Here is a 22,719-nt window from a genome sequence, read left to right on the forward strand (position 1 = left end):
CAAGGATGGAACCGTGCAGGATTGAAGAACTCTATGATCTCAATGAGACCATTGCAAAGGACCTTTTTAAGGGGGCAGCCTATCCGTGGGAGGTTCTCCCGAAGATCAGGGATTTTATTCTCGAGCTCGGGAAAACGCTGGACCCGGAGGAATACACGCACAGGCAGTACGGAGAGGATGTCTGGATTCACAAAAGCGCCGTCGTCTTTGACAGCGCTTATATTCACGGGCCTGCGATCATCTGCAGGGATGCGGAGATCCGCCAGTGTGCTTTCATCCGCGGATGTGCGATCGTCGGCGAGAACGCGACGGTCGGCAATTCGACGGAACTGAAGAATGTCGTACTGTTCAACCACGTGGAGGTTCCGCACTATAACTATGTAGGGGATTCCGTCCTTGGCTTCTATGCACACATGGGGGCCGGCGCAATCACCTCCAATATCAAGGCGGACCGCAAGAATATCGTGATCCGGGATGGAGAGCATGAGTATGTGACAGGACTTCGCAAAATCGGAGCCCTTCTGGGAGATCATGTCGAGGTGGGCTGCAACACCGTTCTGAATCCTGGGACCGTGGTCGGCAGATATACGAACATCTATCCGGTGAACAGTGTCAGAGGAGTGATCCCGGCGCACAGCATCTACAAGGCGGCCGGAAATATCGTCAGGAAGATTGAAGCATGACAGAAAATTACGACGCAAGTTCCATACAGGTCATCGAAGGACTGGAAGCGGTCCGGAGGAGACCTGGCATGTATATCGGCAGTACCTCCCGGCGCGGGCTGAATCATCTGGTCTATGAAATTGTCGACAACTCTGTCGATGAGCACCTGGCCGGGTACTGCACCAGAATCGATGTGACGCTGAACGCGGATGGCAGCTGCACGGTCGGCGATAACGGGCGCGGAATTCCGGTCGGCATGCACCAGAAGGGCGTTTCGGCGGAGCGTGTTGTCTTCACGACGCTCCATGCCGGCGGTAAGTTCGACAGCGATGCCTACAAGACCTCCGGCGGCCTTCATGGCGTCGGCTCCTCTGTTGTCAATGCCCTCTCGGAGTGGATGGATGTCCAGGTGAAAAGAGAAGGGAAGATTTTCCATGACCGGTACCGGAGGGGCAAGCCGGACCTTGCGCTTGAAAAGGGTCTCCTCCCGGTCATCGGGAAAACGAAGGAGACAGGAACCACCATCACCTTCCTGCCGGATCCGGAGATCTTCGAGCAGACCACAAGGTTTTCCGCCACCGAGATCAAAAGCAGACTCCACGAGACAACGTATCTGAATCCGGAGCTGACCATTGTGTTCCGTGATCAGAGGGATGGACGGGACGAGGAGCTGACTTTCCATGAACCGGAAGGAATTCTGGGCTTTATACGGGACCTGAACAAGAACAAGGAAGCTGTCTGCGAGCCCATCTATGTCAGGGGGATCAGCGACGGAATCCAGGTAGAGGTTGCGCTCCAGTACATCAACGAATTCCATGAGAATATTCTGGGTTTCTGCAACAACATCTTCAACTCGGAAGGCGGTACCCATCTGACCGGGTTCAAGACTGCATTTACCACCGTCATGAACACCTACGCACGGGAGCTTGGAATCCTGAAGGAGAAGGATGCCAACTTCACCGGGGCAGACATCCGGAACGGCTGCACGGCCGTCATTTCCATCCGTCATCCGGATCCTAGCTTCGAGGGGCAGACAAAGACAAAGCTCGACAATGCCGATGCTGCCCGGGCCGTCGCGAAGGTTACTTCAGATGAATTTTCCAGGTACTTCGACAAGAATCTCGGCGCGCTCAGGGAAGTGCTGGGCTGTGCGGAGAAGGCGGCGAAGATCCGGAAAACCGAAGAAAAGGCAAAGACAAACCTTCTGACAAAGCAGAAGTATTCCTTCGATTCCAATGGAAAGCTGGCAAACTGCGAAAGCCGGGACGCCTCAAAGTGCGAGATCTTCATCGTCGAGGGAGATTCCGCCGGCGGTTCGGCCAAGACCGCCCGCGACCGGAATTTCCAGGCGATTCTGCCGATCCGCGGCAAGATCCTGAACGTGGAGAAGGCCTCGATCGACAAGGTGCTGGCGAACGAAGAGATCAAGACAATGATCAATTCATTTGGCTGCGGATTTTCAGAAGGCTACGGGAATGATTTTGACATCACAAAGCTGCGCTACGACAAAATCATCATCATGGCGGATGCCGATGTCGACGGCGCGCATATCTGTACGCTTCTTCTGACCCTGTTCTACCGGTTCATGCCGGATCTGATCGGCGAGGGACATGTCTATATTGCGATGCCTCCGCTGTACAAGGCGATCCCGCAGAAGGGGAAGGAAGAATACCTCTTCGATGATGAGGCGCTGGCGCGCTACAGGAAGCACCACAAGTCCGGCTTCACGCTTCAGCGCTACAAGGGACTTGGCGAAATGGATCCGGAACAGCTCTGGGAGACGACGCTGAACCCTGAGACGCGCACAATGCGGCGGGTCGAGATCGAGGACGGACGGAGTGCCTCCGATATCACCGCGCTTCTCATGGGCAACGACGTCCCGCCCAGACGGGAATTCATTCATGAGCATGCACGCGACGCGGCGCTCGATGTGTAAGCCTTCCGGCACGCACATGAAAAGCAGATCATCAGATCTCTGAACGCTTGTTAAGGAATATAAAAGGAACATAAAAACAGATGGCACAGGAAATCATTCAGACTGAGTACAGCGAGATTATGCAGAAGTCCTACATCGATTATGCGATGAGCGTCATCGTGGCGAGGGCGCTTCCGGATGTCCGGGACGGGCTGAAGCCAGTCCAGCGCCGGACGCTGTATGACATGTATGAACTCGGAACCCGGTACGACAAGCCCTACAGAAAAAGTGCGAGGATCGTCGGAGATACGATGGGTAAATTCCATCCGCACGGAGATTCGTCCATCTACGGCGCGCTTGTCGTGATGGCGCAGGACTTCAAGATGGGACTGCCGCTTGTGGACGGGCACGGCAATTTCGGATCGATCGAGGGAGACGGAGCCGCTGCCATGCGGTATACAGAGGCCCGTCTCCAGAAAATGACGCAGGAGGTCTTTCTCTCCGATCTCGACCGGAATGTCGTGGACTTTGTTCCGAACTTCGATGAGACGGAGAAGGAACCGGTCGTGCTGCCTGCGCGGATCCCGAATCTGCTTGTGAACGGTTCGGAGGGCATCGCCGTCGGCATGGCGACAAACATTCCGCCGCACAACCTCGGCGAGGTCATCGATGCAACCATCGCCCTGATCCGGGATCAGAACCTTTCGGATGAAAAGCTGATGGACATCGTGAAGGGACCAGATTTCCCGACAGGCGGCATCGTCGTCAACCAGGATGAGCTGGCTGAAATCTACAGAACCGGAACCGGCAGGATCCGCATCCGCGGAAAGGTCGAGGTCGAAAAGATTCCGCGCACCGAACGCCAGCGGCTGGTTGTGACGCAGATTCCGTACACAATGATCGGGATGGGAATCGGGAAGTTTCTCAACGACTGTGCGGCGCTTGCCGACAGCCGGCTTGGAAGCGAGATTGCCGATATTTCAAACCAGTCCTCAAAGGAAGGCATCCGGATCGTGCTGGATCTCCGCAAGGGGGCGGATCCGTCTTATATCGAAAAGCTTCTCTATAAAAAGACACGGCTGGAGGATACCTTCGGCGTCAATATGCTTGCGGTCGCGGACGGACGTCCTGAGACGCTTTCCCTCCGCCGGATTCTGGAAGCGCACATCGATTTCCAGTTCGATATCGCGACGCGGAAATATACCAGCCTGCTGAAAAGCGAGGAGAAGAAGAAGGAGATTCAGGAAGGCCTGATCCGTGCGGTCGATGTGATTGACCTGATCATCGAGATCCTCCGCGGCTCAAAGGACCGGAAGATGGCAAAGGACTGCCTTGTGACAGGAACGACAGAGGGAATCCGCTTCAAAACGGTAAAATCACAGAAGGCGGCTTCAAAGCTGCACTTTACAGAGACGCAGGCAGACGCAATCCTGGAGATGAAGCTCTACCGCCTGATCGGTCTCGAGCTTGACTCGCTCCAGGCGGACTATGATCAGACGCTGAAGAATATCGCGGCGTACACCGATATTCTGAACAGCTACGACTCAATGGCCAATGTGATCATCTCGGAGCTTCTGTCCTATAAGAAGGCCTATGCGCGTCCGCGCAGGACGGTCATCACGAATGCCGGTGCGGTTGTGATCGAGGAGAAGAAGGCGGAGGCATACCCGTGCGTCTTCCTGATGGACCGCTTCGGGTATGCCCGGACGGTGGACGAGTCTGTATATGAGAAAAACCGGGAAGCGGCGGATTCCGAGAACCGGATCGTCGTGCATACGATGAGTGACGCGAAGCTCTGTATCTACACGGACACTGGCCGGCAGCATATTCTCAGAGTCGAGGATGTTCCCCATGGCAAGTTCCGCGACAAGGGAACACCGATCGACAACCTCTGCAACTATGATTCGAAGGACGAACTCTACATCGATGTGATCCCGCTTTCCGACATCGTCAACATGCGGCTGATCTTCGTGACGGAGGGAGGTTTTGTCAAGCAGGTGGAGGGCTCGGAATTTGACGTCGCCAAGAAGACGGTTGCGGCAACAAAGCTGGATGAAGGCGACCGGCTTCTGTCCGTCCATCTCGCTCATTTCCAGACGACGATGGTGCTCCACACTGCCAATCAGTATCTTCTGCGGATGAACGAGGACGATATCCCGCTGCAGAAAAAAAATGCACGCGGTGTGCGCGGCATCCTGCTCGGGGAGTCCGACCGTGTTGAGAATGTCTGGTATCTGGAGGAAGGGGCGCCGACGGAGGCTGTAATTGAGGAGAAAACCGTTGCTTTGAACCATCTGAAGATCTCCCAGCGGGGCACGAAGGGCACAAAGCTCCGCAAATGAGCCGGATTTTACATGAAATTGATGCCAAATGACTTGAAATCTATATCTTGTAGTGGTAGAGTACAGAGAGTATCAGATAACTGTCGACGAAGAACGGGTTAAAAAACCCGTTCTTCTTTCGTGTAGAGGGGAAACATGAACAAGGCCGTTTATGAAGAAAAGACGGAGCAGCTCCTTCTCCCGATTACAGAGGCCGGAGGCTATGAGCTGGTCGATGTAGAGTTTGTGAAGGAAGGCGGCAGCTGGTATCTGCGCGGTTACATCGACAAGCCTGGCGGAGTGACGGTGGATGACTGTGAGCGTGTCAGCCGGTCGCTGGAGGCTGAGCTGGACAGAGAAGATTTCATCGCAGAGCCCTATATCCTGGAGATTTCCTCTCCCGGACTCGGCAGACCGCTGAAAAAGGAAAAGGATTTTGTGAGAAACAGGGGGAAGGACGTCGAGATCAGACTGTTCCGTCCGCAGGAGCATGAGAAAAACTGGGAGGGGACCCTTTCAGACTGGGATGCACAAACCATTACACTGCTGACGGACCAGGGGACAGACTCTGAACGGGACGTTACTTTCAGCAGGGAGAATATTGCCCTGATCAGGGAAGCATTTGACTGGTAATCCGGGAGGTTGAGGGAAAAATTATGAACGACGAATTATTCGATTCCTTGCAGTTACTTGAGAAGGAAAAAGGCATCAAGGCGGACGTGCTGATGGATGCGATCAAATCCTCTCTGACAATCGCCTGCGAGAAGAATTTCAAACGGCAGGGGCTGACGAATGTCTCTGTCCGGATGGACCCGGTCAAACGCACGCTCGGTGTCTACCTTGACAAGACGGTCGTGGAAGATGTCGAGGACCCGCTGACGCAGATCTCCCTTGGCGACGCGCAGATGCGGAATGGAAAGTACCAGCTTGGAGATATTGTTCCGGAGGAAGTCAATTCCCGCGGGTTCAACCGCATCGCGGTCAAGAGCGCCAAGGACGTCATCATGCAGCAGGTGCGCGAGGCTGAGCGCATGAGCCTGTATGCGGATTACTTTGACAAGGAGAATAAGGTCATCACCGGAAAAGTTCAGCGTTATGTCGGCCGCAACGTGATCATCAATCTGGGCAAGGTCGATGCGATGCTGACGGAAAGCGAGCTGATCCACGGGGAAACATTTTATCCGAATGAACGGGTCAAGGTTTATATCGTTCGTGTGGAGAACGGAACCAAGGGCCCGAGAATCGTGCTTTCCAGAAAGTCTCCGAATTTTGTGCGGGCGCTCTTCGAGGAGGAGGTCGCGGAAGTCGCGGATGGAACGGTTGAGATCAAGGCGATTGCGCGCGAGGCGGGATCCCGCTCGAAGATGGCGGTCTGGTCCAATGTCGACAACGTGGATGCTGTCGGGGCCTGCGTCGGCCAGAACGGAAGCCGTGTGGCCGCCGTCGTCGACGAACTGGGCGGAGAGAAGATCGACATCGTCGCGTGGGATGAAAACCCGGCATACTTTATTGAAAACGCTCTCAGCCCTGCGAAGGTTGTCACCGTTCTGGTTGACGAGGATGAGCGCTCCGCGAAGGTTGTCGTTCCGGATTACCAGCTTTCTCTTGCAATCGGCAAGGAAGGCCAGAATGCAAGGCTGACCGCAAGGCTGACCGGCTTCAAGATCGACATCAAGTCCGAGACACAGGCAATCGAGTCCGGCGAGCTTGAAGAGTTCCAGAACGAGTACTATGACGATGGGAACGGAGATTATTCCGCGGAGGATGACGGTTCCTACGGCGAGGATTCAGACGATCTCTACAACGATGAGGCTTCTGCTGACGCGGCGGCGCTTTATGACGACGCGATGTACGGCAGCTCTGAAGCGGATGAGGACCATTCTTTCGGACAGGATATACCGGATGAGGACGAGGCGCCGGCTGAAAACGAGGCACCGGATGAGAACAGCGACGGCAGCCTGGGAAACGGCGAGGCTGAGTGACGGCTGCTGAAGGCTGTGGCTGAAGAGCGCCGGAGAGATGATGAACGGGTTCCGGAACAGGGGGAATATGGCACAGGTCAGAAAACAACCGCTCCGTAAGTGTGCGGGATGCGGACTTATGAAAGAAAAAAAAGAGCTGGTTCGGATCGTAAAAACAGAAGCCGGCACAGTCCGGATCGATCAGACCGGAAAGCTGAACGGACGAGGCGTCTATCTCTGCCGGGATACCGGATGTCTGCAGAAGGCGCGGAAAAGCCGGGCTCTTGAGCGGAGCCTGAAGTGTGCCGTCCCGCCTGATGTCTATGATGAAATCGGGAGGCAGCTGGATGGCGGATAAAGACAAAAGAGTTTTAGCTTATCTGGGCCTTGCGAAAAGAGCCGGAAAGGTTGCCTCCGGGGAATTTCAGACGGAGGAAGCCATCAAGAGAGGGAGAGCAGAGCTGGTGCTGATTGCCGGTGACGCTTCTGACAATACAAAGAAAAAATTTAGGAATATGTGTGACTGGCATCATGCCCGGATGGTTGTCTGTTCCGACAGGGCGGCGCTGGGGCTGAGCATCGGCTGCAGTGAGCGTGCATGCCTGGCGCTGACGGATACCGGTTTTGCGGCAGTCATCGAGAAAACCCTGGGGGCAGGTACCGACAGGGAGCGGAGGTATTGAATTGGGAAATATCAGAGTACATGAACTTGCAAAATCGCTTGGTGTGGAGACTTCAAAGGTTCTCTCGGCACTGGAAGCCATGGGCGTGAAAGCAACGAACATGAGCGGGGTCGATGAGGAGACCTGCGCGAAGATCCGCAGAAAGTTTTCGCCTTCCGCTCAGCCCGCTTCAGACGGAGAGCAGAGGCCCGGGCAGGAATCCCGTCAGGAGGCCGCTCCGAAGAAGAAACGTATTGTCGCAGTCTTCCGGCCGCAGAATTCAAGAAGCGGCATGATGAAGGGAAGATCCGGCGCGGCGGACAGCCAGCGGGACCACGCTGCCCGTCCGCACAGAAAGCCTGAGCAGACAGCACCCGCTTCTGAGAAGGGAACCGGAACAGCGCAGCGCAGACCGGCAGCTCCTGTGCACGGCAGCGCCGCAAAGCCGGCCGCAAGCCGCTCCGGTGCCGTCAGAAAACCGGAGGCACCAAAGCCGAGGGTACATTTCCGCGGCGCGCTGACCGGATCGACAACCGCAGAGGATCTTCTGAAGGAGGGCGGCAGCTCAATCGCAGCCCAGCAGGCACGGGCCCAGATGAAGGCGGATGAGCGCCCGCTCAGCGAATCTGCAACCAGAAAACCTGAGGAAGAAGCACGCATCGCAGCCCAGAAGGCACGCGAGGAGGCTGCCGCAAAGGCGGCGGAGGAAGCGGCAAGAAAGGCTGCGGAGGCGGAGGCTGTCCGTGCCGCTGCTGAGGCCGCAAGAAAAGCGGATGAGGAGCGGGCAAAGGCTGAAGCTGAAAAGCAGAAGGCCGCGGCTCCTGTGCACAGAGCCGGTCAGAGCAGCCGTGACGCCGGCGCCGGTCAGGGCAGAAGCACACAGCGTACCCGCCAGGGACAGTCGTTTGGCGGTGACAGGAAAGACGCCTCCGGCAGGACGCCTGCCCGCCAGGGCTCCTCTGCTCCGCGCAGGGATGGGGCGCCGGCAGCCGGAAGAGGCGACAGGAACACGTCCAGACCTTCCGGTCAGGGAGCCGGCTCAAGAGGCGGTTATTCACAAAGAGGCGCCGCGGCTCCGGGGGCAGGACACTCTGACGCACCGGGCAAGAGCTTCGGCGGCAGAAAAGGTGCGGACAAGAAAACTGCATTTGACAGCAAAAACACGGACAGGCAGAGAAGCGCCCGTGGAAAGAACGACCGTGACAAGTCCAAGGACAAGTACAATCGTTTTGACCAGGATGACAGGGTCGTCACATCCAGAAAGAAAAAGGATCCGAACCGCGCCGGCGCGTTCCACAAGCCGGAGCCGGCTGCTGCCGTGCAGGAAGAACAGATCAAGACCATCACCCTGCCGGACGTTCTCACACTCCGTGATCTTGCCGACAAGATGAAGCTCCAGCCGTCAGCGCTGATCAAGAAGCTCTTCCTGCAGGGGAAGATGGTGACGCTGAACCAGGAGCTGACATACGAGGAAGCAGAGAATATCGCGATGGATTACGATATCCTGTGCGAGCATGAGGAGAAGAAGGATCTGATTGCCGAGCTTCTGAAGGATACGGAGGATCCGGAAGATTCGCTTGTCCCACGTCCGCCGGTTGTCTGCGTGATGGGACATGTCGATCACGGTAAAACGTCCCTTCTGGACGCAATCCGCAACACCCATGTCACCGACCGCGAGGCGGGGGGCATCACACAGCACATCGGTGCGTCTGTCATCGATTACAATGGGCGCAAGATCACCTTCCTCGACACGCCGGGCCATGAGGCCTTCACCGCAATGCGTATGAGAGGCGCGAACTCTACCGATATCGCGGTCCTTGTCGTCGCTGCGGACGATGGTGTCATGCCGCAGACGATCGAGGCGATCAATCATGCGAAGGCGGCAGGCATCGAGATCATCGTGGCGATCAACAAGATCGACAAGCCGAGCGCCAACATTGACCGCGTCAAGCAGGAACTGACCGAGTACGGCCTGATCGCAGAGGACTGGGGCGGCAGCACGACCATGGTGCCGGTCTCCGCCAAGACGCATGAGGGAATTGACAACCTTCTGGAGATGATCCTCCTGACGGCGGATGTCCTTGAACTCAAGGCCAATCCGAACCGCCGGGCACGGGGCCTCATCATCGAGGCAAAGCTTGACAAGGGAAGAGGACCTGTGGCCTCTGTTCTTGTACAGAAGGGCGTGCTCCATGTCGGAGATCCGGTTGCGGCCGGATCCAGCTTCGGCAAAGTCAGAGGTATGGTCGATTCCAGAGGAAGAGAAATCCGGGAAGCAGGCCCAGGTTTCCCGGCGGAGATCATCGGATTCTCAAGTGTCCCTCAGGCAGGCGAGATCCTTGTCTCCCCCGAGACAGAGAAGGAGGCAAAGTCATTTGCAGAGACCTTCATCTCTGTGGAACGCGAGAAGATGCTTGCGGAGACAAAGTCAAGAATGTCGCTTGACGACCTCTTCAGCCAGATCCAGGAGGGCAGCCTGAAGGAACTGAACCTGATTGTCAAGGCAGATGTCCAGGGTTCCGTCGAAGCCCTGAAGCAGAGCCTGCTGAAGCTGTCTAACGACGAGGTGGTTGTCAAGATTATTCACAGCGGGGTCGGTGCCATCAACGAGTCCGATGTCACGCTGGCCGGCGCATCGAATGCCATCATCATCGGCTTCAATGTCAGACCGGATGCGCTTGCAAAGTCGACTGCGGAGAGAGAAGGCGTCGAGATCAAGCTGTACAAGGTCATCTACGATGCAATCAATGATGTTGAGAACGCGATGAAGGGCATGCTCGAACCGGTTTACGAGGAACAGGTGACAGGTCATGTCGAGGTCCGTCAGATCTTCAAGGCTTCCGGTATCGGCAATATTGCCGGATCGTATGTCCTGGACGGCATCGTAGAGCGCGGAAGCAAGGCGCGGATCACCCGGGAGGGCAGGCAGATCTTCGATGGCGAGATTGCATCCCTGAAGCGTTTCAAGGACGATGTCAAGTCCGTCAAGGCTGGGTATGAGTGCGGTCTTGTCTTTGAGGACTTCAACGAAATCGCCGAGGGCGACCAGGTTGAGGTCTACAAGATGGTCGAGGTTCCGCGCGATAAGATTGAGGCAAAAAAGGCCGCTGACAAGAAGGCTGCCGCAAAGAAGCAGTCCTGAGCAGTCACGCGAAAGAACAGACAGGATATGAGAAAAAACAGTATCAAGAATATCAGAATCAATGAAGAATACCGCCGTGAGATGCAGGCCATCATCCAGCGTGAGATCAAAGATCCGCGCGTACATCCGATGACCAGCGTCACGGGGGTCGAGGTCGCCCCGGATTTGAAAACCTGCAAGGCTTATATATCCGTTCTTGGCGATGCGGATGCGCTGAAGGAGACTGTCAAAGGGCTCCGGGCAGCCGAAGGCTTCATCCGGCATGAGCTCGCGCGGACCGTGAACCTGAGAAATACGCCTGAAATCCGCTTCATCGCGGATGATTCCATCGCGTACGGCGTCAGCATGTCGAAGAAGATCGACGACGTCATCCGTCATGATGATGAAGCCCGTGAGATGACAGGGCGTGTGTTTGAAGGCTTTGAAGATGAGACGGACGATATCAGCATCAGAACGGATGAGGACAACGGGGAAGGAGCAGATATATGATCAATCTGGATGAGCAGCTGAAGGACGTACGCACGGTCGCCATTGCCGGGCATGTGAGGCCGGACGGAGATGCATTCGGGAGCTGTATGGGAATGTACCTGTTCCTCCGGACGTATTATCCGCAGATCGATGCACATGTCTACCTGGAGGGTAATTTCTCAGATGCGTTCCGCTTCGTTGCACATACAGACGAAATCATCACCAGTTATCCGGAGATCGAACCGGTTGACCTGTTCATATCGCTCGATGTTTCGGCTCTGGACAGGTTTGGAAGTGCCCTGCCGTATTTCAATGCGGCAAGGCGTACGCTTGTGATCGATCACCATATCAGCAATCCTCTTTTCGGAGCCGTCAATGAAGTTCAGCCGGATTCCAGCTCGACGAGTGAGCTGGTCACGCTGCTGATCGGCAAAGACCGCCTGACAAAGGAGATCGCCGAACCCCTGTATCTGGGTGTGATCAACGACTCCGGCGTCTTCCGCTATTCCTGCACAAGCAGCCGGACGATGGAAATTGCAGGATGGCTGATGGATACCGGAATTGATTTTTCAAAAATATGCGATGTGGCCTTTTATCAGAAGACCTACGCACAGACGCATGTGATCGGAAAAGCGCTCAGCGAGAGTATGCTGATGCTGGACGGGAAGGTCATCTTTTCTGTCATCCACCAGAAGGAAATGGATTTCTACGGGGTCGGTCCCCAGGATCTTTCGCCGATTTCGTCTATGTTGAAAGAGACAAAAGGAGTGGAGGTCGCGATTTTCCTCTACGAAAGCGGGATCCGGCAGTTCAAGGTCAGCATGCGTTCGAACGGAAAGGTTGACGTGGCAAAGATCGCCCAGTTCTTCCAGGGCGGCGGGCATGTCAGTGCCGCCGGCTGTACGATGAACGGCGGTGTTCATGATGTAGTGAACAATGTTGTCGCAAAGGTGGCGGAGCAGCTGCACATACTTTCCGAAGGAACAGAGGAGACAGTATCCTGATGTGGAACGGACTTCTGAATGTCTACAAGGAGGCCGGCTATACGAGCAACGATGTTGTTGCCAGGCTGCGCGGCATCCTGAGGCAGAAAAAGATCGGTCATACCGGAACCCTGGATCCTGCTGCGGTCGGCGTTCTCCCGGTGCTCCTCGGAACGGCCTGCAGACTCTCTGAATATCTGACGGATCATGATAAAACCTATCGGGCTGTGCTCAGACTGGGGGTCACAACTGACACGCAGGACATGACTGGAACGGTTCTGAATGAAGCCGGGCAGGCGCAGCTTCAGGCACTGTCTGAGCGCGGAATCGCTCAGGCTGCGCTTTTTTTTCAGGGTGGCTATGATCAGGTGCCACCGATGTATTCCGCCAAGCAGATCGGCGGAAAAAGGCTGTATGACCTGGCGAGGGAAGGGAAGGTTGTCGAACGAAAACCGGTCCACGTTGAAATCCCGAAGATTGAGATTGAGGAGATTTCCCTTCCCCTTGTGACCCTGAAGATTGACTGTTCCAAAGGCACTTATATCCGGACACTGTGTGCGGATATTGGAGAACGGCTTGGCGTAGGCGGTGCGATGGAGTATCTCGAGCGGCTCCGTGTCGGCGGTTTCCTGATAGGCGACAGCCTTTCGCTTGGGCAGATCGAGGAACTCTCCAAATCCGGAGCGCTTGCCCCGTATGTCATTCCATGCGAGGAGATGTTTCTGGACTGCCTGAGGGTCCGGACAATTCCGGAGGCAGACCGGAAGCTTCTGAACGGCAATGAGCTGACGATGCGAGAGCTTGGCCTGCCGCCGCGCGGCGGCGGGGAGATGATCCGCGTCTGTGATTCTGAAGGAACGTTCTATGCCGTATACAGACAGGTTCCGTCTGCCGGAACCTACCGTCCCTACAGAATGCTCCGGCCGTCCGGGGAATGAGCGAAAAAGCATGTTGATTTATCACGGAATACACGAATTTCAAAGTGCATGTCTGTCAGGCGATCTATTGCTGCATGCAAGTGCGGTGACACTCGGCAAATTCGATGGAGTTCACAGAGGTCACCAGAAGCTGCTGTCGGAGGTACTCCGCCGCCAGCAGGATGGTCTTACCGGCATCATGTTTGCCATTGATTCCGGCGGGCAGCAGATCCTGACTCAGCAGGAGCGGGCGTCATACGTTGCATCCCTTGGAATAGACGTTCTGATTGAATGCCCATTTTCAAGGGAACTGATGACGATGCAGGCGGAGGCTTTCATCGCCCATGTGCTGAAGGAAATCCTGCAGGCATCTGTCCTGGTTGTCGGGTCGGATTTCCGCTTCGGCTATGGCAGGGCAGGAAGTGCGCAGATGCTGCTGGACAGGCAGAAGCGGTATGGCTATCAGGCAGTCATCGAGACGAAGGAATGCTATCAGGGCAGCGAGATCAGCTCTACAAGGGTCCGGTCGGCTCTGAAAGCGGGAGACATGGATCTCACAGAAGCGCTTCTGGGACGGCCTTACCCGGTTTCCGGCAGGGTTGTTCATGGCAGACACCTCGGCTCGACGATCGGTTTCCCGACCGTCAACACGCTGCCACAGGCGCGCAAGCTTCTCCCGCCTGATGGGGTCTACGCAACGGTCACGGAGCTTCAGGATGGAAGATACGTTCCGGGTGTCACCAACATCGGCACAAATCCGACCATCTCGGACGGAAATGACCGGACGGTCGAAACCTATCTTCTGGATTTCTCGGAGGATCTGTACGGTACCGATATTCAGACAAGATTCTACCATATGATCCGGGGGGAGGAGGTATTCTCCTCGCTCGAGGAGCTGACGACGCAGATGAAGGATGATGCCAGGCAGGGACTTTTGTTTCTTTCCACGCGCGGTGTTCTTTCGAAAACTTGACGCGTCTTCATAATGATGTTACACTGCACAAGTGTTTTGAACCGGTACTCAGGATCCCGCCGCCTCCGGCGAATCCCGTGTATCTGGTGATACGACTGGATCAGCCGGGCGGTCTCATGACAAAACGGTGTGATGCAGATGACTGTGCCGAAGATCCGGCACGCCCATTATTAGTCTCAGGAGGACTGACTCATGATTACGAAGGAAAAGAAGACAGAGCTGATCAACAAGTATGGCCGTAAGGAGGGCGACACCGGTTCGCCGGAGGTTCAGGTTGCAATCCTGACCGAGCGGATCGCTGAGCTGACCGAGCATCTGAAGGCCAACCCGAAGGATCACGCTTCCAGAAGAGGTCTGTTCAAGATGGTAGGTCAGAGAAGAGGACTTCTTGCTTATCTTGCAAAGAAGGATATCAACGCTTACCGTGAACTGATCGCAAAGCTCGGAATCCGCAAGTAATGAGGCATCTGCAGAGCACCCTGGACTGGTTCCGGGGTGCTTTGTGTGTAATTGAAGACGCGATTTTCATCATGCCGAGGCAACTGCAAGACTGATCTGAGTGAAGAGATACAGTCCGGGTTCAGGGGGATTGTTCCGCGCAGAATGATGGCAGACACGGCAGGTCATGCTTGCAGTTGATTCGGGGATGGGGTCGCATGTACAAAGGAGTTTCCAAGATGAAAAAAGGCAGAAGATATTCCATGGAACTGGCCGGCCGCACGCTCAGCGTCGATGTCGGCAGGGTCGCGGCCCAGGCGAATGGTGCTGCATTCATGCACTACGGCGATACGACGGTTCTCTCTACAGCGACTGCTTCCGACGCACCGAGAGAAGGCATCGACTTCTTCCCGCTCTCTGTGGAGTTTGAGGAGAAGGCTTACGCAGTTGGCAAGATTCCGGGCGGCTTCAATAAAAGAGAGGGCAAGGCGAGCGAGAACTCTGTTCTGACCGCACGTGTCATTGACCGTCCGATGCGCCCGCTCTTCCCGAAGGATTTCCGCAACGATGTAACCCTGAACAATCTGGTCATGTCGGTCGACCCGGAGTGCCGTCCGGAGCTTGTCGCCATGCTTGGCAGCTCCATTGCGACCTGCATCTCCGATATTCCATTTGACGGACCATGCGCGATGACCCAGGTCGGCATGATCGACGGGGAATTCATCATCAACCCGTCCCAGAAGCAGTGGGATGAGGGGGACCTGCAGCTGACTGTCGCATCCACCTCGACAAAGGTCATCATGATCGAGGCAGGCGCAAAGGAGATTCCGGAAGCCAGGATGATCGAGGCCATCTATAAGGCGCACGATGTCAACCAGGAAATCATTCGTTTTATCAATGAGATCGTTGCAGCGGAGGGCAGGCAGAAGTTCACCTATCAGAGCTATGCCGTTCCGGATGAAGTCTTTGCGGCACTCAAGGAGCTTGTCCCGCAGGAGGAGATGGAAAAGGCTGTCTTCACGGATGAAAAGCAGCAGCGTGAGGCCAACATCGCCGTTCTGACAGACCGGGTGAAGGAAGCATGGGCCGATCAGGAAGATTATCTTGCGTACCTTGCGGACGCCATGTATCAGTACGAGAAGAAAACGGTCCGGAAGATGATCCTGAAGGATCACAAGAGACCGGACGGAAGAAAGATTGATCAGATCCGGCCGCTCTCAGCCGAGATTGACCTGATTCCGCGGGTTCACGGAAGTGCAATGTTCACCCGCGGGCAGACGCAGATCTGCACCGTCACAACACTGGCACCACTCTCCGAGGTTCAGAAGATTGAGGGGCTTGATCCGAACATCACGGAGAAGCGGTATATTCATCAGTACAACTTCCCGTCCTACTCCGTCGGTGAGACAAAGCCGTCCAGAGGCCCGGGACGTCGTGAGATCGGGCATGGCGCGCTCGCTGAGAGAGCGCTTCTGCCGGTGATCCCGTCCAAGGAAGACTTCCCGTATACGATCCGCTGCGTCTCCGAAACCTTTGAGTCGAACGGTTCCACCTCTCAGGCATCCATCTGCGCGTCCACAATGTCTCTGATGGCTGCCGGCGTTCCGATTAAAAAGCAGGTTGCCGGCATTTCCTGCGGACTCGTGACCGGAGATACCGATGACGATTACATCGTCCTGACCGATATTCAGGGTCTTGAGGACTTCTTCGGGGATATGGACTTCAAGGTCGCAGGTACGCATGACGGGATCACGGCGATCCAAATGGATATCAAGATCCACGGCCTGACCCGTCCGATTGTTGAGGAAGCGATTGCCCGCACGAAGCAGGCAAGGGAGTATATCCTCAATGAGATTATGACGCCGTGCATCGCTCAGCCGAGACCGGAAGTCTCGAAGTACGCGCCGAAGATCGAGCAGATCCAGATCGATCCGAACAAGATCGGAGATGTGGTCGGTCAGCGCGGCAAGACCATCAATGAGATCATCGCCAGAACAGGCGCCAAGATCGACATCGATGATGACGGCCATGTATCTGTGTCGAGCGATGACAAGGATGCGATTGCGAGCGCCATCAACATGATCCGGATCATCACGACCGACTTCGAGGAAGGACAGATCCTTCAGGGAACCGTTGTTTCGATCAAGGACTTCGGCGCGTTCATCGAATTTGCACCCGGCAAGGAAGGCATGGTTCACATCTCCAAGATCGCAAAGCACAGAATTGACCATGTTGAGGATGTGCTGACACTGGGCGACAAGGTGACGGTTGTCTGCCTTGGTAAGGACAAGATGGGCAGAATGTCCTTCTCCATGAAGGATGTCAAGCAGGGACCTTACCAGTCTGCGTGAGACGGTCTGAATCACCCGGAAGCTGCCAGATATTCAGGTGAATGCAGCTGCAATTTACACTGCAGTCAACAGAAGATTGTGATTGTTTGAACCCCCGCCTGGCTTGAGAAAACCAGGCGGGGGTTTTCTGTTTGTTTTTTGTTTGCATCTGATTATTCCGCAATAATTAAAGCAATCAGCCGATATACACAAAATCATTTCTTGATCTGTCCGATCTTCTGTATTATAATTACTAAAGTTTCATTTCAAAAGAAATGGGCTGGTTGATTCGTTGTCCAGGAGGAGGGTTTATCATGAAAAAGAGAACACTGGCCGCGCTTTCTGCGGTTCTCATGGCAGGCAGCTGTGTCATTGCTCCTGCGGCGTTTGCCGGGGAGACGGAGGCAGCATCCGGAAAAACCTTTGAAGTCGGCATTGTCAAGTATGTCGACGACGCATCCCTCAACCAGATTGAGGCGAATATTGAAAAGCAGCTCGACAAGAAGTCTGCCGAGCTGGGCGTGACATTCCACTACACGGAGTATGACGGGCAGGCGGATTCCACGACACTGAATCAGTTTGCCTCAAAGCTCGTCGACGAGAAGGTGGACTGCATCGTCCCGATCGCGACGCCGGCAGCCGTCATCATGCAGTCGGCGACTGAGGACACGGGGATTCCGGTTGTCTTCTCAGCCGTCACAGACCCTGAGTCGGCCGGACTTGTCAAGAGCAACGATGCTCCCGGGGCGAATGTGACCGGAACCTCCGATGCACTGGACACAGAAGCTGTCTTCAAGCTGATGCAGGCTGCAAACCCGAATCTGAAGAAGGTCGGTCTCCTCTACAATAAGTCTGAGGATGCTTCGAAGAAAGCCATCGAGGAGGCAAAGGCTTACTGTGACAAGAATGGTCTGGAGTATGTCGAGAAGACCGGCACGACAGCAGATGAGATCATCCAGGCGGCTCAGGCGCTGATCGGAGAGGGCGTTGAGGCGGCATTTACCCCGACCGACAACACCGTCATGACTGCGGAGCTTTCGATCTACGAAGACTTCATCGATGCGAAGATTCCGCAGTACTGCGGCGCTGACTCATTTGCCCTGAACGGTGCGTTCTGCGGATACGGCGTCAACTACGCAGAGCTTGGCACTGAGACGGCGAACATGGTTTCGGACATTCTCGCAGGCGGCGCTGACCCGGCAACGACACCTGTCCGGACACTGAACAACGGAATCGCGACCGTCAACACGGAGACCGCCGAGGCCATCGGCATCGACTACAGCATGTTCAAGGGGATGTGTGAGAAGGTTGTCGAGACAAAGACCGCGAAGGAGTTCTCCGACCAGACGGAGGCAGCGACGGAAGCGGAGAGCTGAGGCTCCGTTCCCGGACGGAGGCGGAGAGCTGAAGCTTCCTGCCCGGACGGAGACGGCAGCTGCGTGCTGATGCCGTCGATACTTGCCAGATCGGTCTGTTTTCAGTACAATAGGCGTCGGGGACGCTTCCCCGGCACAACAACTCAAACAATCCATGATCCTGTGCGGGCTGTTCTGTGACCACTCACATGACAGCCCGCCTTTTTTTGTCTGAAGAGGTTTTTATATGCTGCAGTTTTTTACCGGCACTCAGTTCACGACATCCATGGAGCTCGGGCTTCTCTACGGTCTGGTTGCCCTTGCGCTCTATATATCATTCGGCCTTCTGAAGATCGCCGACCTTTCAACGGACGGCTGCTTTACGCTCGGCTGCGCCGTCGGCGCCAGCATGACCGTCGCGGAACATCCATTTCTGGCGCTCCCGGCAGCTATGGCGGCAGGGATCCTTTCCGGGTATGTGACGGCTTTTCTTCAGACGAAACTGGGTGTGGAGTCAATTCTTGCCGGTATCATTGTCAATACCGGCCTTTATACCATCAACTTTCTGGCGATGGGATCCTCCTCCAACCTGAATATCTTTGGTTCGGACACGATATTCTCTCTCGCAAAGGGTGTCAGCTCTGCCGGATGGTACAGAAAGCTCTTCACGCTTCTGATCCTTCTGTGTATCGTCCTTGTCATCTGCTTCATCCTGCACTGGTTCCTCAACACAACCCTCGGGCTTTCCATCCGGGCGACCGGTGACAATGAAAACATGGTCCGCGCTTCGTCTGTCAACCCTGCGTTCACGATCACGGTCGGCCTCTGCATTTCCTCTTCCCTGACTGCCTTGTCCGGTGCCCTTCTTGCGCAGTATCAGAAGTCCTGCGACATCAACTTCGGGACCGGACAGGTCACCATTGCGCTGGCTTCCCTGATGATCGGTGAGACGCTCGTCCGGAGAGGATCCATATTCAGGCGTACAATCGGTGTCATCCTGGGAAGCTGCCTGTACCGCCTGATTGTCGCCATCGCGATGAAGTTTAACATGCCGGCCGAATTTCTGAAGCTCGCATCTGCTCTGATTGTGACGGCAGCCATCGTCATCCCATACATCAGGGAGAAGGCGGCTTTCTACAGGAGACGGATGGGCAGAGGAAACCTGGCCGGAAAATGACCGCCTTTTCAGGCGCTTCACGCAGACGCACTATGCAGACACGCTTCACGCAGATAAAAAGATTGCAGTGTAAAAGATAGGATGATTCATCATGGAATATATGCTTCAGATCGACCATGTTACAAAAACCTTCAATCCCGGAACGGTTAACGAAAAGACGGCTCTCAGGAATGTGAGCCTGAATCTGAAGAGGGGGGATTTCGCAACGATTGTCGGCAGCAACGGGGCAGGCAAGTCCACCCTGTTCAACGCCATCACCGGTGCGTTCTTCACAGACAGCGGACGGATCTGCCTGGACGGAGAGGACATCACATTCAAGAAGGAACACCTGCGCTCCCGTGACATCGGTCACCTGTTTCAGGATCCGCTGATGGGAACAGCGCCTCACATGACCATCGAGGAAAACATGTCTCTGGCGTACCTGAAGGCTTCCTACCACAGAAAGAGCCTGTTCTCAAGCATCACCAAAAAGGACAAGGCTTTCTTCCGCAGCAAGCTCTCGCAGCTTCATATGGGACTGGAGGACCGGATGGACAATCCGGTCGGCCTTCTGTCGGGCGGGCAGCGGCAGGCCCTGACGCTGGTGATGGCGACGATGGTCACTCCGAAGATCCTGCTGCTCGATGAACATACGGCTGCCCTGGATCCGGCAACGGCCGAGAAGGTGCTGGATCTGACGAAGCGTGTTGTGGCGGACAACCACCTCACCTGTCTGATGGTGACCCATAATATGCACCAGGCGCTGGACGTCGGAAACCGGACACTCATGATGTACAATGGCACCATCATCCTCGACAAGGAAGGGGAGGAGCGCTCCCACATGACAGTCGATGACCTGCTGGAACAGTTCAGCGTCCAGGCAGGGAAGGAGCTGGACAATGACCGGATCCTCCTGTCCGGAAAGGTGGAAGGCTGAAAGATTGGAGAAAATGCCGTGAATCAAAGAACACTCCGGAAGAAAAAGAACAGGACTGCAGGGTATCTTTTCCCGGCTGTCCTGTTTTTCTATACTGTGATTCTGACCTTCCCCGCTGTCACATCAGCAGGAGACCGGATGTCTGCATCGCTCTTTGAAGCTGCCGCAGATTCTGCACAGGTTTCCATGATACAGACCGAACCGGAACCGGACCAGCCGGTTTCCGTCTCGAAGAAGACATGTTCCATCGATGGGCTGGACCGTACATACCGGCTGCTGCTGGTCTCAGACCTTCACATCATCGTTCCGGACGACCCGCAGGTCGATCCGGAATGCGCGGATATCGCAGAAAGCCGGCTGAATCAGATGTTCAGAACGCCGTCAGGGGAATCAGCCTTTCAGCTCTGGCAGACGCTTCCATCCCAGCTGGACAGCATGAAGGCAGACATGATTCTGTTTGCGGGTGATATGGTTGACTTTGCCACGAAGGCAAGCACTGCCAGCCTGAAGGCAGGGTTTGATTCTTTGAAAACGCCATGGATGTATGTGCGGGGCGACCATGACTACGCTGCATGGTACAGCAAGGCATATGAGACGCAGAAGGATGCGATCCTGCTTCAGAAGAATACGGCTCCGCGTAAAAAGGTGATGCGTCAGAAGATCGGGAATCTGACCATCATCGGCTGGGACAACAACACAGCGCAGATGACAAAGAAAGGCCTTCGCGACCTGAGCGCGTACCTTCAGGAAGCAAAGGCTGAAAAAAGTCCGGTCCTTTTTCTCTGTCACGTCCCGCTGAAGGGAACGGTCACGGACAAGCTGGAGCAGGAATCGAAGCAGAAAAATGGAAGAGCGCTTCTGTGGGGAGACGGCGGCTGCTATTACCGGCCGGACGACACGACGAAGCAGGCGCTGGATCTGATCCAGGCCGCGGACAGTCCGGTTGTCCTGGAAGCCTCCGGCCATCTGCACTTTCCATACAGCGGTCCGCTTACAGAAACCAGTACTATCATCACGGCGGATCCTGCTTTCCAGAACCAGATCGACGAGCTTGTCCTGGTCCCCGGACATTCACAGTAAAGCCGGTTCAGATCAGTTTTTCAAGATCCTCATAGAATGAAGGGTAGGAGATGAGGACGCAGTCCGCATCTTCGATTGTGGTTGTTCCTTCGGCGGCAAGCGCGGCGACAGCCATGCTCATGGCGACGCGGTGGTCCAGGAAGGACCTGACGCTCGCGCCTCGAAGGGAACCTGTGCCACGGATGACCATCCCGTCTTCTTCCGGCACGATATCGGCTCCCATCGCCTTCAGATTCTCCGTCATGGCCGCAATGCGGTCCGACTCTTTGACCTTCAGCTCTGCGGCATCCCTGATGACGGTGGTTCCTTCCGCATAAGCTGCCATCACCGCAATCACCGGAATCTCGTCGATCAGTGTCGGAATCAGTGCGCCTTCGATCGTTGTGCCGTGCAGCGAAGAGCTTTTCACGAGCAGATCGGCAGCCTTCTCGCCGCCCCGGTCATATTCGCAGATCACCTCAATCTGCCCGCCCATGTCTCGCGCAGCCTGAAGAATGCCCGCCCTGGTCGGGTTGATGCCGACATTCTTCACCAGAATCTCAGAGCCGGGCACAATCAGCCCCGCTGCGATAAAATACGCGGCGGAAGATATATCGCCCGGGACGATGATCTCCTGTCCTCTGAGCCGCGGCTCCGGACAGACCTCCGCGCGCCAGGGTGTCATGCCGGCCATACGGCTTCTGCCTGCCGCATCACGTGCTGTCCCCGAGACAGCACACTCATCAGCCGCCCGTGAGCTTATCTCTGCCCCGAACCCTCTGAGCATCAGCTCTGTGTGATTGCGGGAAAGAGAAGGTTCCGTAACCGAGGTCCTGCCGTCTGCATACAGGCCGGCCAGAAGGATGCAGGACTTGACCTGTGCACTCGCGACAGGGGACAGGTAGTCGATTCCGTGCAGATGTCCTCCGCTGATCGAAAGCGGCGTACAGTCGTTGTTCCGCAGGGATATAATCCGGGCCCCCATCTCTGTCAGCGGCCGGATGATACGCTTCATCGGCCTGGTCTGGATGGAGCTGTCCCCGTTGACCTGGCTTTGGAAGGTTTGTCCGGCGAGAATCCCGGAAAGAATGCGCGTTGTCGTGCCGGAGTTCCCCGTATCCAGTGTCTTTGATGGGGCCTGAAGCCCGTGCAGACCTTTTCCGTGCACGACGACGGTGTCCGCCTCGCGGTCCTCCTCAATATCGATTCCAAGCTGACGAAAGCAGGAGATGGTCGACAGGCAGTCCGCGCTCATCAGGAAATGAGAGGCGCGCGTATCTCCTTCTGCAAGCGCCCCCAGCATGATGGAGCGGTGGGAAATGGACTTGTCTCCCGGAACCTCTATCTCTCCGTGAAGGGCGCCGGCCCTCTCAATTTCTCTGATGCTCATATTCCGTTCTCCTCGTCTAAGCCCGGCCGGCCCTCAGGACAGCCATTCT

At 55.7% G+C, this 22,719-nt stretch carries 19 protein-coding genes; 18 read left to right on the plus strand and 1 reads right to left on the minus strand.

Going from position 1 to position 22,719, the window contains the following annotated elements:
- Positions 1 to 5: 5 nt before the first annotated feature.
- From ACTQ1N_RS00265 to ACTQ1N_RS00350, 18 genes are all read left to right on the plus strand, one after another.
- Positions 6 to 683, plus strand: coding sequence for a UDP-N-acetylglucosamine pyrophosphorylase (locus tag ACTQ1N_RS00265; RefSeq protein WP_441953483.1), 678 nt, complete (start codon positions 6 to 8; stop codon positions 681 to 683).
- Positions 680 to 2,599, plus strand: a complete 1,920-nt coding sequence (locus ACTQ1N_RS00270) for a DNA gyrase/topoisomerase IV subunit B (RefSeq protein ID WP_441953485.1) — start codon at positions 680 to 682, stop codon at positions 2,597 to 2,599. The genes ACTQ1N_RS00265 and ACTQ1N_RS00270 overlap by 4 nt, the downstream gene beginning before the upstream one ends.
- An 80-nt stretch (positions 2,600 to 2,679) precedes the next feature.
- Complete coding sequence (locus ACTQ1N_RS00275; RefSeq protein ID WP_441953487.1) at positions 2,680 to 4,920, plus strand: DNA gyrase/topoisomerase IV subunit A; 2,241 nt, start codon at positions 2,680 to 2,682, stop codon at positions 4,918 to 4,920.
- Between the two features lie 135 nt (positions 4,921 to 5,055).
- The gene (gene rimP, locus ACTQ1N_RS00280; RefSeq protein WP_441953489.1) at positions 5,056 to 5,532 is read left to right on the plus strand and encodes a ribosome maturation factor RimP; all 477 of its coding nucleotides are present in this window, start codon (positions 5,056 to 5,058) and stop codon (positions 5,530 to 5,532) included.
- A 23-nt stretch (positions 5,533 to 5,555) separates the two neighbouring features.
- Entirely contained in the window at positions 5,556 to 6,881 is a 1,326-nt protein-coding gene (gene nusA, locus ACTQ1N_RS00285) for a transcription termination factor NusA (RefSeq protein WP_441953491.1), read from the plus strand.
- 67 nt (positions 6,882 to 6,948) lie between these two features.
- The gene (gene rnpM, locus ACTQ1N_RS00290) at positions 6,949 to 7,218 is read left to right on the plus strand and encodes an RNase P modulator RnpM (RefSeq protein ID WP_441953493.1); all 270 of its coding nucleotides are present in this window, start codon (positions 6,949 to 6,951) and stop codon (positions 7,216 to 7,218) included.
- A complete protein-coding gene (locus ACTQ1N_RS00295) occupies positions 7,208 to 7,543 on the plus strand; it encodes a L7Ae/L30e/S12e/Gadd45 family ribosomal protein (RefSeq protein WP_441953495.1) in 336 nt (111 codons plus the stop codon). Before rnpM ends, ACTQ1N_RS00295 begins: the two co-directional genes overlap by 11 nt.
- Before the next feature lies 1 nt (position 7,544).
- Positions 7,545 to 10,664, plus strand: a complete 3,120-nt coding sequence (gene infB / locus ACTQ1N_RS00300; protein WP_441953497.1) for a translation initiation factor IF-2 — start codon at positions 7,545 to 7,547, stop codon at positions 10,662 to 10,664.
- Between the two features lie 27 nt (positions 10,665 to 10,691).
- Positions 10,692 to 11,153 (plus strand): 30S ribosome-binding factor RbfA, encoded by a 462-nt coding sequence (gene rbfA, locus ACTQ1N_RS00305; RefSeq protein WP_441953499.1) that lies wholly within the window; start codon positions 10,692 to 10,694, stop codon positions 11,151 to 11,153.
- Positions 11,150 to 12,136 (plus strand): DHH family phosphoesterase, encoded by a 987-nt coding sequence (locus ACTQ1N_RS00310; protein ID WP_441953501.1) that lies wholly within the window; start codon positions 11,150 to 11,152, stop codon positions 12,134 to 12,136. Before rbfA ends, ACTQ1N_RS00310 begins: the two co-directional genes overlap by 4 nt.
- Positions 12,136 to 13,053, plus strand: a complete 918-nt coding sequence (truB, locus tag ACTQ1N_RS00315; protein WP_441953503.1) for a tRNA pseudouridine(55) synthase TruB — start codon at positions 12,136 to 12,138, stop codon at positions 13,051 to 13,053. Before ACTQ1N_RS00310 ends, truB begins: the two co-directional genes overlap by 1 nt.
- A gap of 67 nt (positions 13,054 to 13,120) precedes the next feature.
- Entirely contained in the window at positions 13,121 to 14,005 is an 885-nt protein-coding gene (locus ACTQ1N_RS00320; RefSeq protein WP_441953505.1) for a bifunctional riboflavin kinase/FAD synthetase, read from the plus strand.
- A gap of 192 nt (positions 14,006 to 14,197) precedes the next feature.
- Positions 14,198 to 14,464 carry a 30S ribosomal protein S15 gene (gene rpsO / locus ACTQ1N_RS00325; RefSeq protein ID WP_154525070.1) on the plus strand — a complete coding sequence of 89 codons (267 nt, stop codon included), beginning with the start codon at positions 14,198 to 14,200 and terminating at the stop codon, positions 14,462 to 14,464.
- Positions 14,465 to 14,682: 218 nt separating this feature from the next.
- Positions 14,683 to 16,794, plus strand: a complete 2,112-nt coding sequence (locus ACTQ1N_RS00330; protein ID WP_441953508.1) for a polyribonucleotide nucleotidyltransferase — start codon at positions 14,683 to 14,685, stop codon at positions 16,792 to 16,794.
- Between the two features lie 293 nt (positions 16,795 to 17,087).
- Positions 17,088 to 18,149 carry an ABC transporter substrate-binding protein gene (locus ACTQ1N_RS00335; protein WP_441953510.1) on the plus strand — a complete coding sequence of 354 codons (1,062 nt, stop codon included), beginning with the start codon at positions 17,088 to 17,090 and terminating at the stop codon, positions 18,147 to 18,149.
- Positions 18,150 to 18,375: 226 nt separating this feature from the next.
- Positions 18,376 to 19,305, plus strand: a complete 930-nt coding sequence (locus tag ACTQ1N_RS00340) for an ABC transporter permease (RefSeq protein WP_441953512.1) — start codon at positions 18,376 to 18,378, stop codon at positions 19,303 to 19,305.
- Between the two features lie 100 nt (positions 19,306 to 19,405).
- The gene (locus ACTQ1N_RS00345; protein ID WP_441953825.1) at positions 19,406 to 20,221 is read left to right on the plus strand and encodes an ABC transporter ATP-binding protein; all 816 of its coding nucleotides are present in this window, start codon (positions 19,406 to 19,408) and stop codon (positions 20,219 to 20,221) included.
- Between the two features lie 18 nt (positions 20,222 to 20,239).
- The gene (locus ACTQ1N_RS00350) at positions 20,240 to 21,301 is read left to right on the plus strand and encodes a metallophosphoesterase family protein (protein ID WP_441953514.1); all 1,062 of its coding nucleotides are present in this window, start codon (positions 20,240 to 20,242) and stop codon (positions 21,299 to 21,301) included.
- A gap of 7 nt (positions 21,302 to 21,308) precedes the next feature.
- Here the strand turns inward: ACTQ1N_RS00350 and aroA are convergent, their stop codons facing one another.
- Positions 21,309 to 22,670 carry a 3-phosphoshikimate 1-carboxyvinyltransferase gene (aroA, locus tag ACTQ1N_RS00355; RefSeq protein ID WP_441953516.1) on the minus strand — a complete coding sequence of 454 codons (1,362 nt, stop codon included), beginning with the start codon at positions 22,668 to 22,670 and terminating at the stop codon, positions 21,309 to 21,311.
- Positions 22,671 to 22,719 lie beyond the last annotated feature (49 nt).

The organism is Porcincola sp. LCP21S3_C12, assembly GCF_052118625.1.
Classification (GTDB): Bacteria; Bacillota; Clostridia; order Lachnospirales; family Lachnospiraceae; genus Porcincola.

What these genes read in the sequence shown, in the direction of transcription:
- ACTQ1N_RS00310 (WP_441953501.1), top strand. Translation starts at nt 11,150, where the DNA reads ATGATCAATCTGGATGAGCAGCTGAAGGACGTACGCACGGTCGCCATT.
- rbfA (WP_441953499.1), top strand. Translation starts at nt 10,692, where the DNA reads ATGAGAAAAAACAGTATCAAGAATATCAGAATCAATGAAGAATACCGC.
- rimP (WP_441953489.1), top strand. Translation starts at nt 5,056, where the DNA reads ATGAACAAGGCCGTTTATGAAGAAAAGACGGAGCAGCTCCTTCTCCCG.
- ACTQ1N_RS00265 (WP_441953483.1), top strand. Translation starts at nt 6, where the DNA reads ATGGAACCGTGCAGGATTGAAGAACTCTATGATCTCAATGAGACCATT.
- truB (WP_441953503.1), top strand. Translation starts at nt 12,136, where the DNA reads ATGTGGAACGGACTTCTGAATGTCTACAAGGAGGCCGGCTATACGAGC.
- rpsO (WP_154525070.1), top strand. Translation starts at nt 14,198, where the DNA reads ATGATTACGAAGGAAAAGAAGACAGAGCTGATCAACAAGTATGGCCGT.
- ACTQ1N_RS00340 (WP_441953512.1), top strand. Translation starts at nt 18,376, where the DNA reads ATGCTGCAGTTTTTTACCGGCACTCAGTTCACGACATCCATGGAGCTC.
- aroA (WP_441953516.1), bottom strand. Translation starts at nt 22,670, where the DNA reads ATGAGCATCAGAGAAATTGAGAGGGCCGGCGCCCTTCACGGAGAGATA.
- ACTQ1N_RS00335 (WP_441953510.1), top strand. Translation starts at nt 17,088, where the DNA reads ATGAAAAAGAGAACACTGGCCGCGCTTTCTGCGGTTCTCATGGCAGGC.
- ACTQ1N_RS00295 (WP_441953495.1), top strand. Translation starts at nt 7,208, where the DNA reads ATGGCGGATAAAGACAAAAGAGTTTTAGCTTATCTGGGCCTTGCGAAA.
- rnpM (WP_441953493.1), top strand. Translation starts at nt 6,949, where the DNA reads ATGGCACAGGTCAGAAAACAACCGCTCCGTAAGTGTGCGGGATGCGGA.
- ACTQ1N_RS00270 (WP_441953485.1), top strand. Translation starts at nt 680, where the DNA reads ATGACAGAAAATTACGACGCAAGTTCCATACAGGTCATCGAAGGACTG.
- ACTQ1N_RS00330 (WP_441953508.1), top strand. Translation starts at nt 14,683, where the DNA reads ATGAAAAAAGGCAGAAGATATTCCATGGAACTGGCCGGCCGCACGCTC.
- ACTQ1N_RS00275 (WP_441953487.1), top strand. Translation starts at nt 2,680, where the DNA reads ATGGCACAGGAAATCATTCAGACTGAGTACAGCGAGATTATGCAGAAG.
- nusA (WP_441953491.1), top strand. Translation starts at nt 5,556, where the DNA reads ATGAACGACGAATTATTCGATTCCTTGCAGTTACTTGAGAAGGAAAAA.
- ACTQ1N_RS00345 (WP_441953825.1), top strand. Translation starts at nt 19,406, where the DNA reads ATGCTTCAGATCGACCATGTTACAAAAACCTTCAATCCCGGAACGGTT.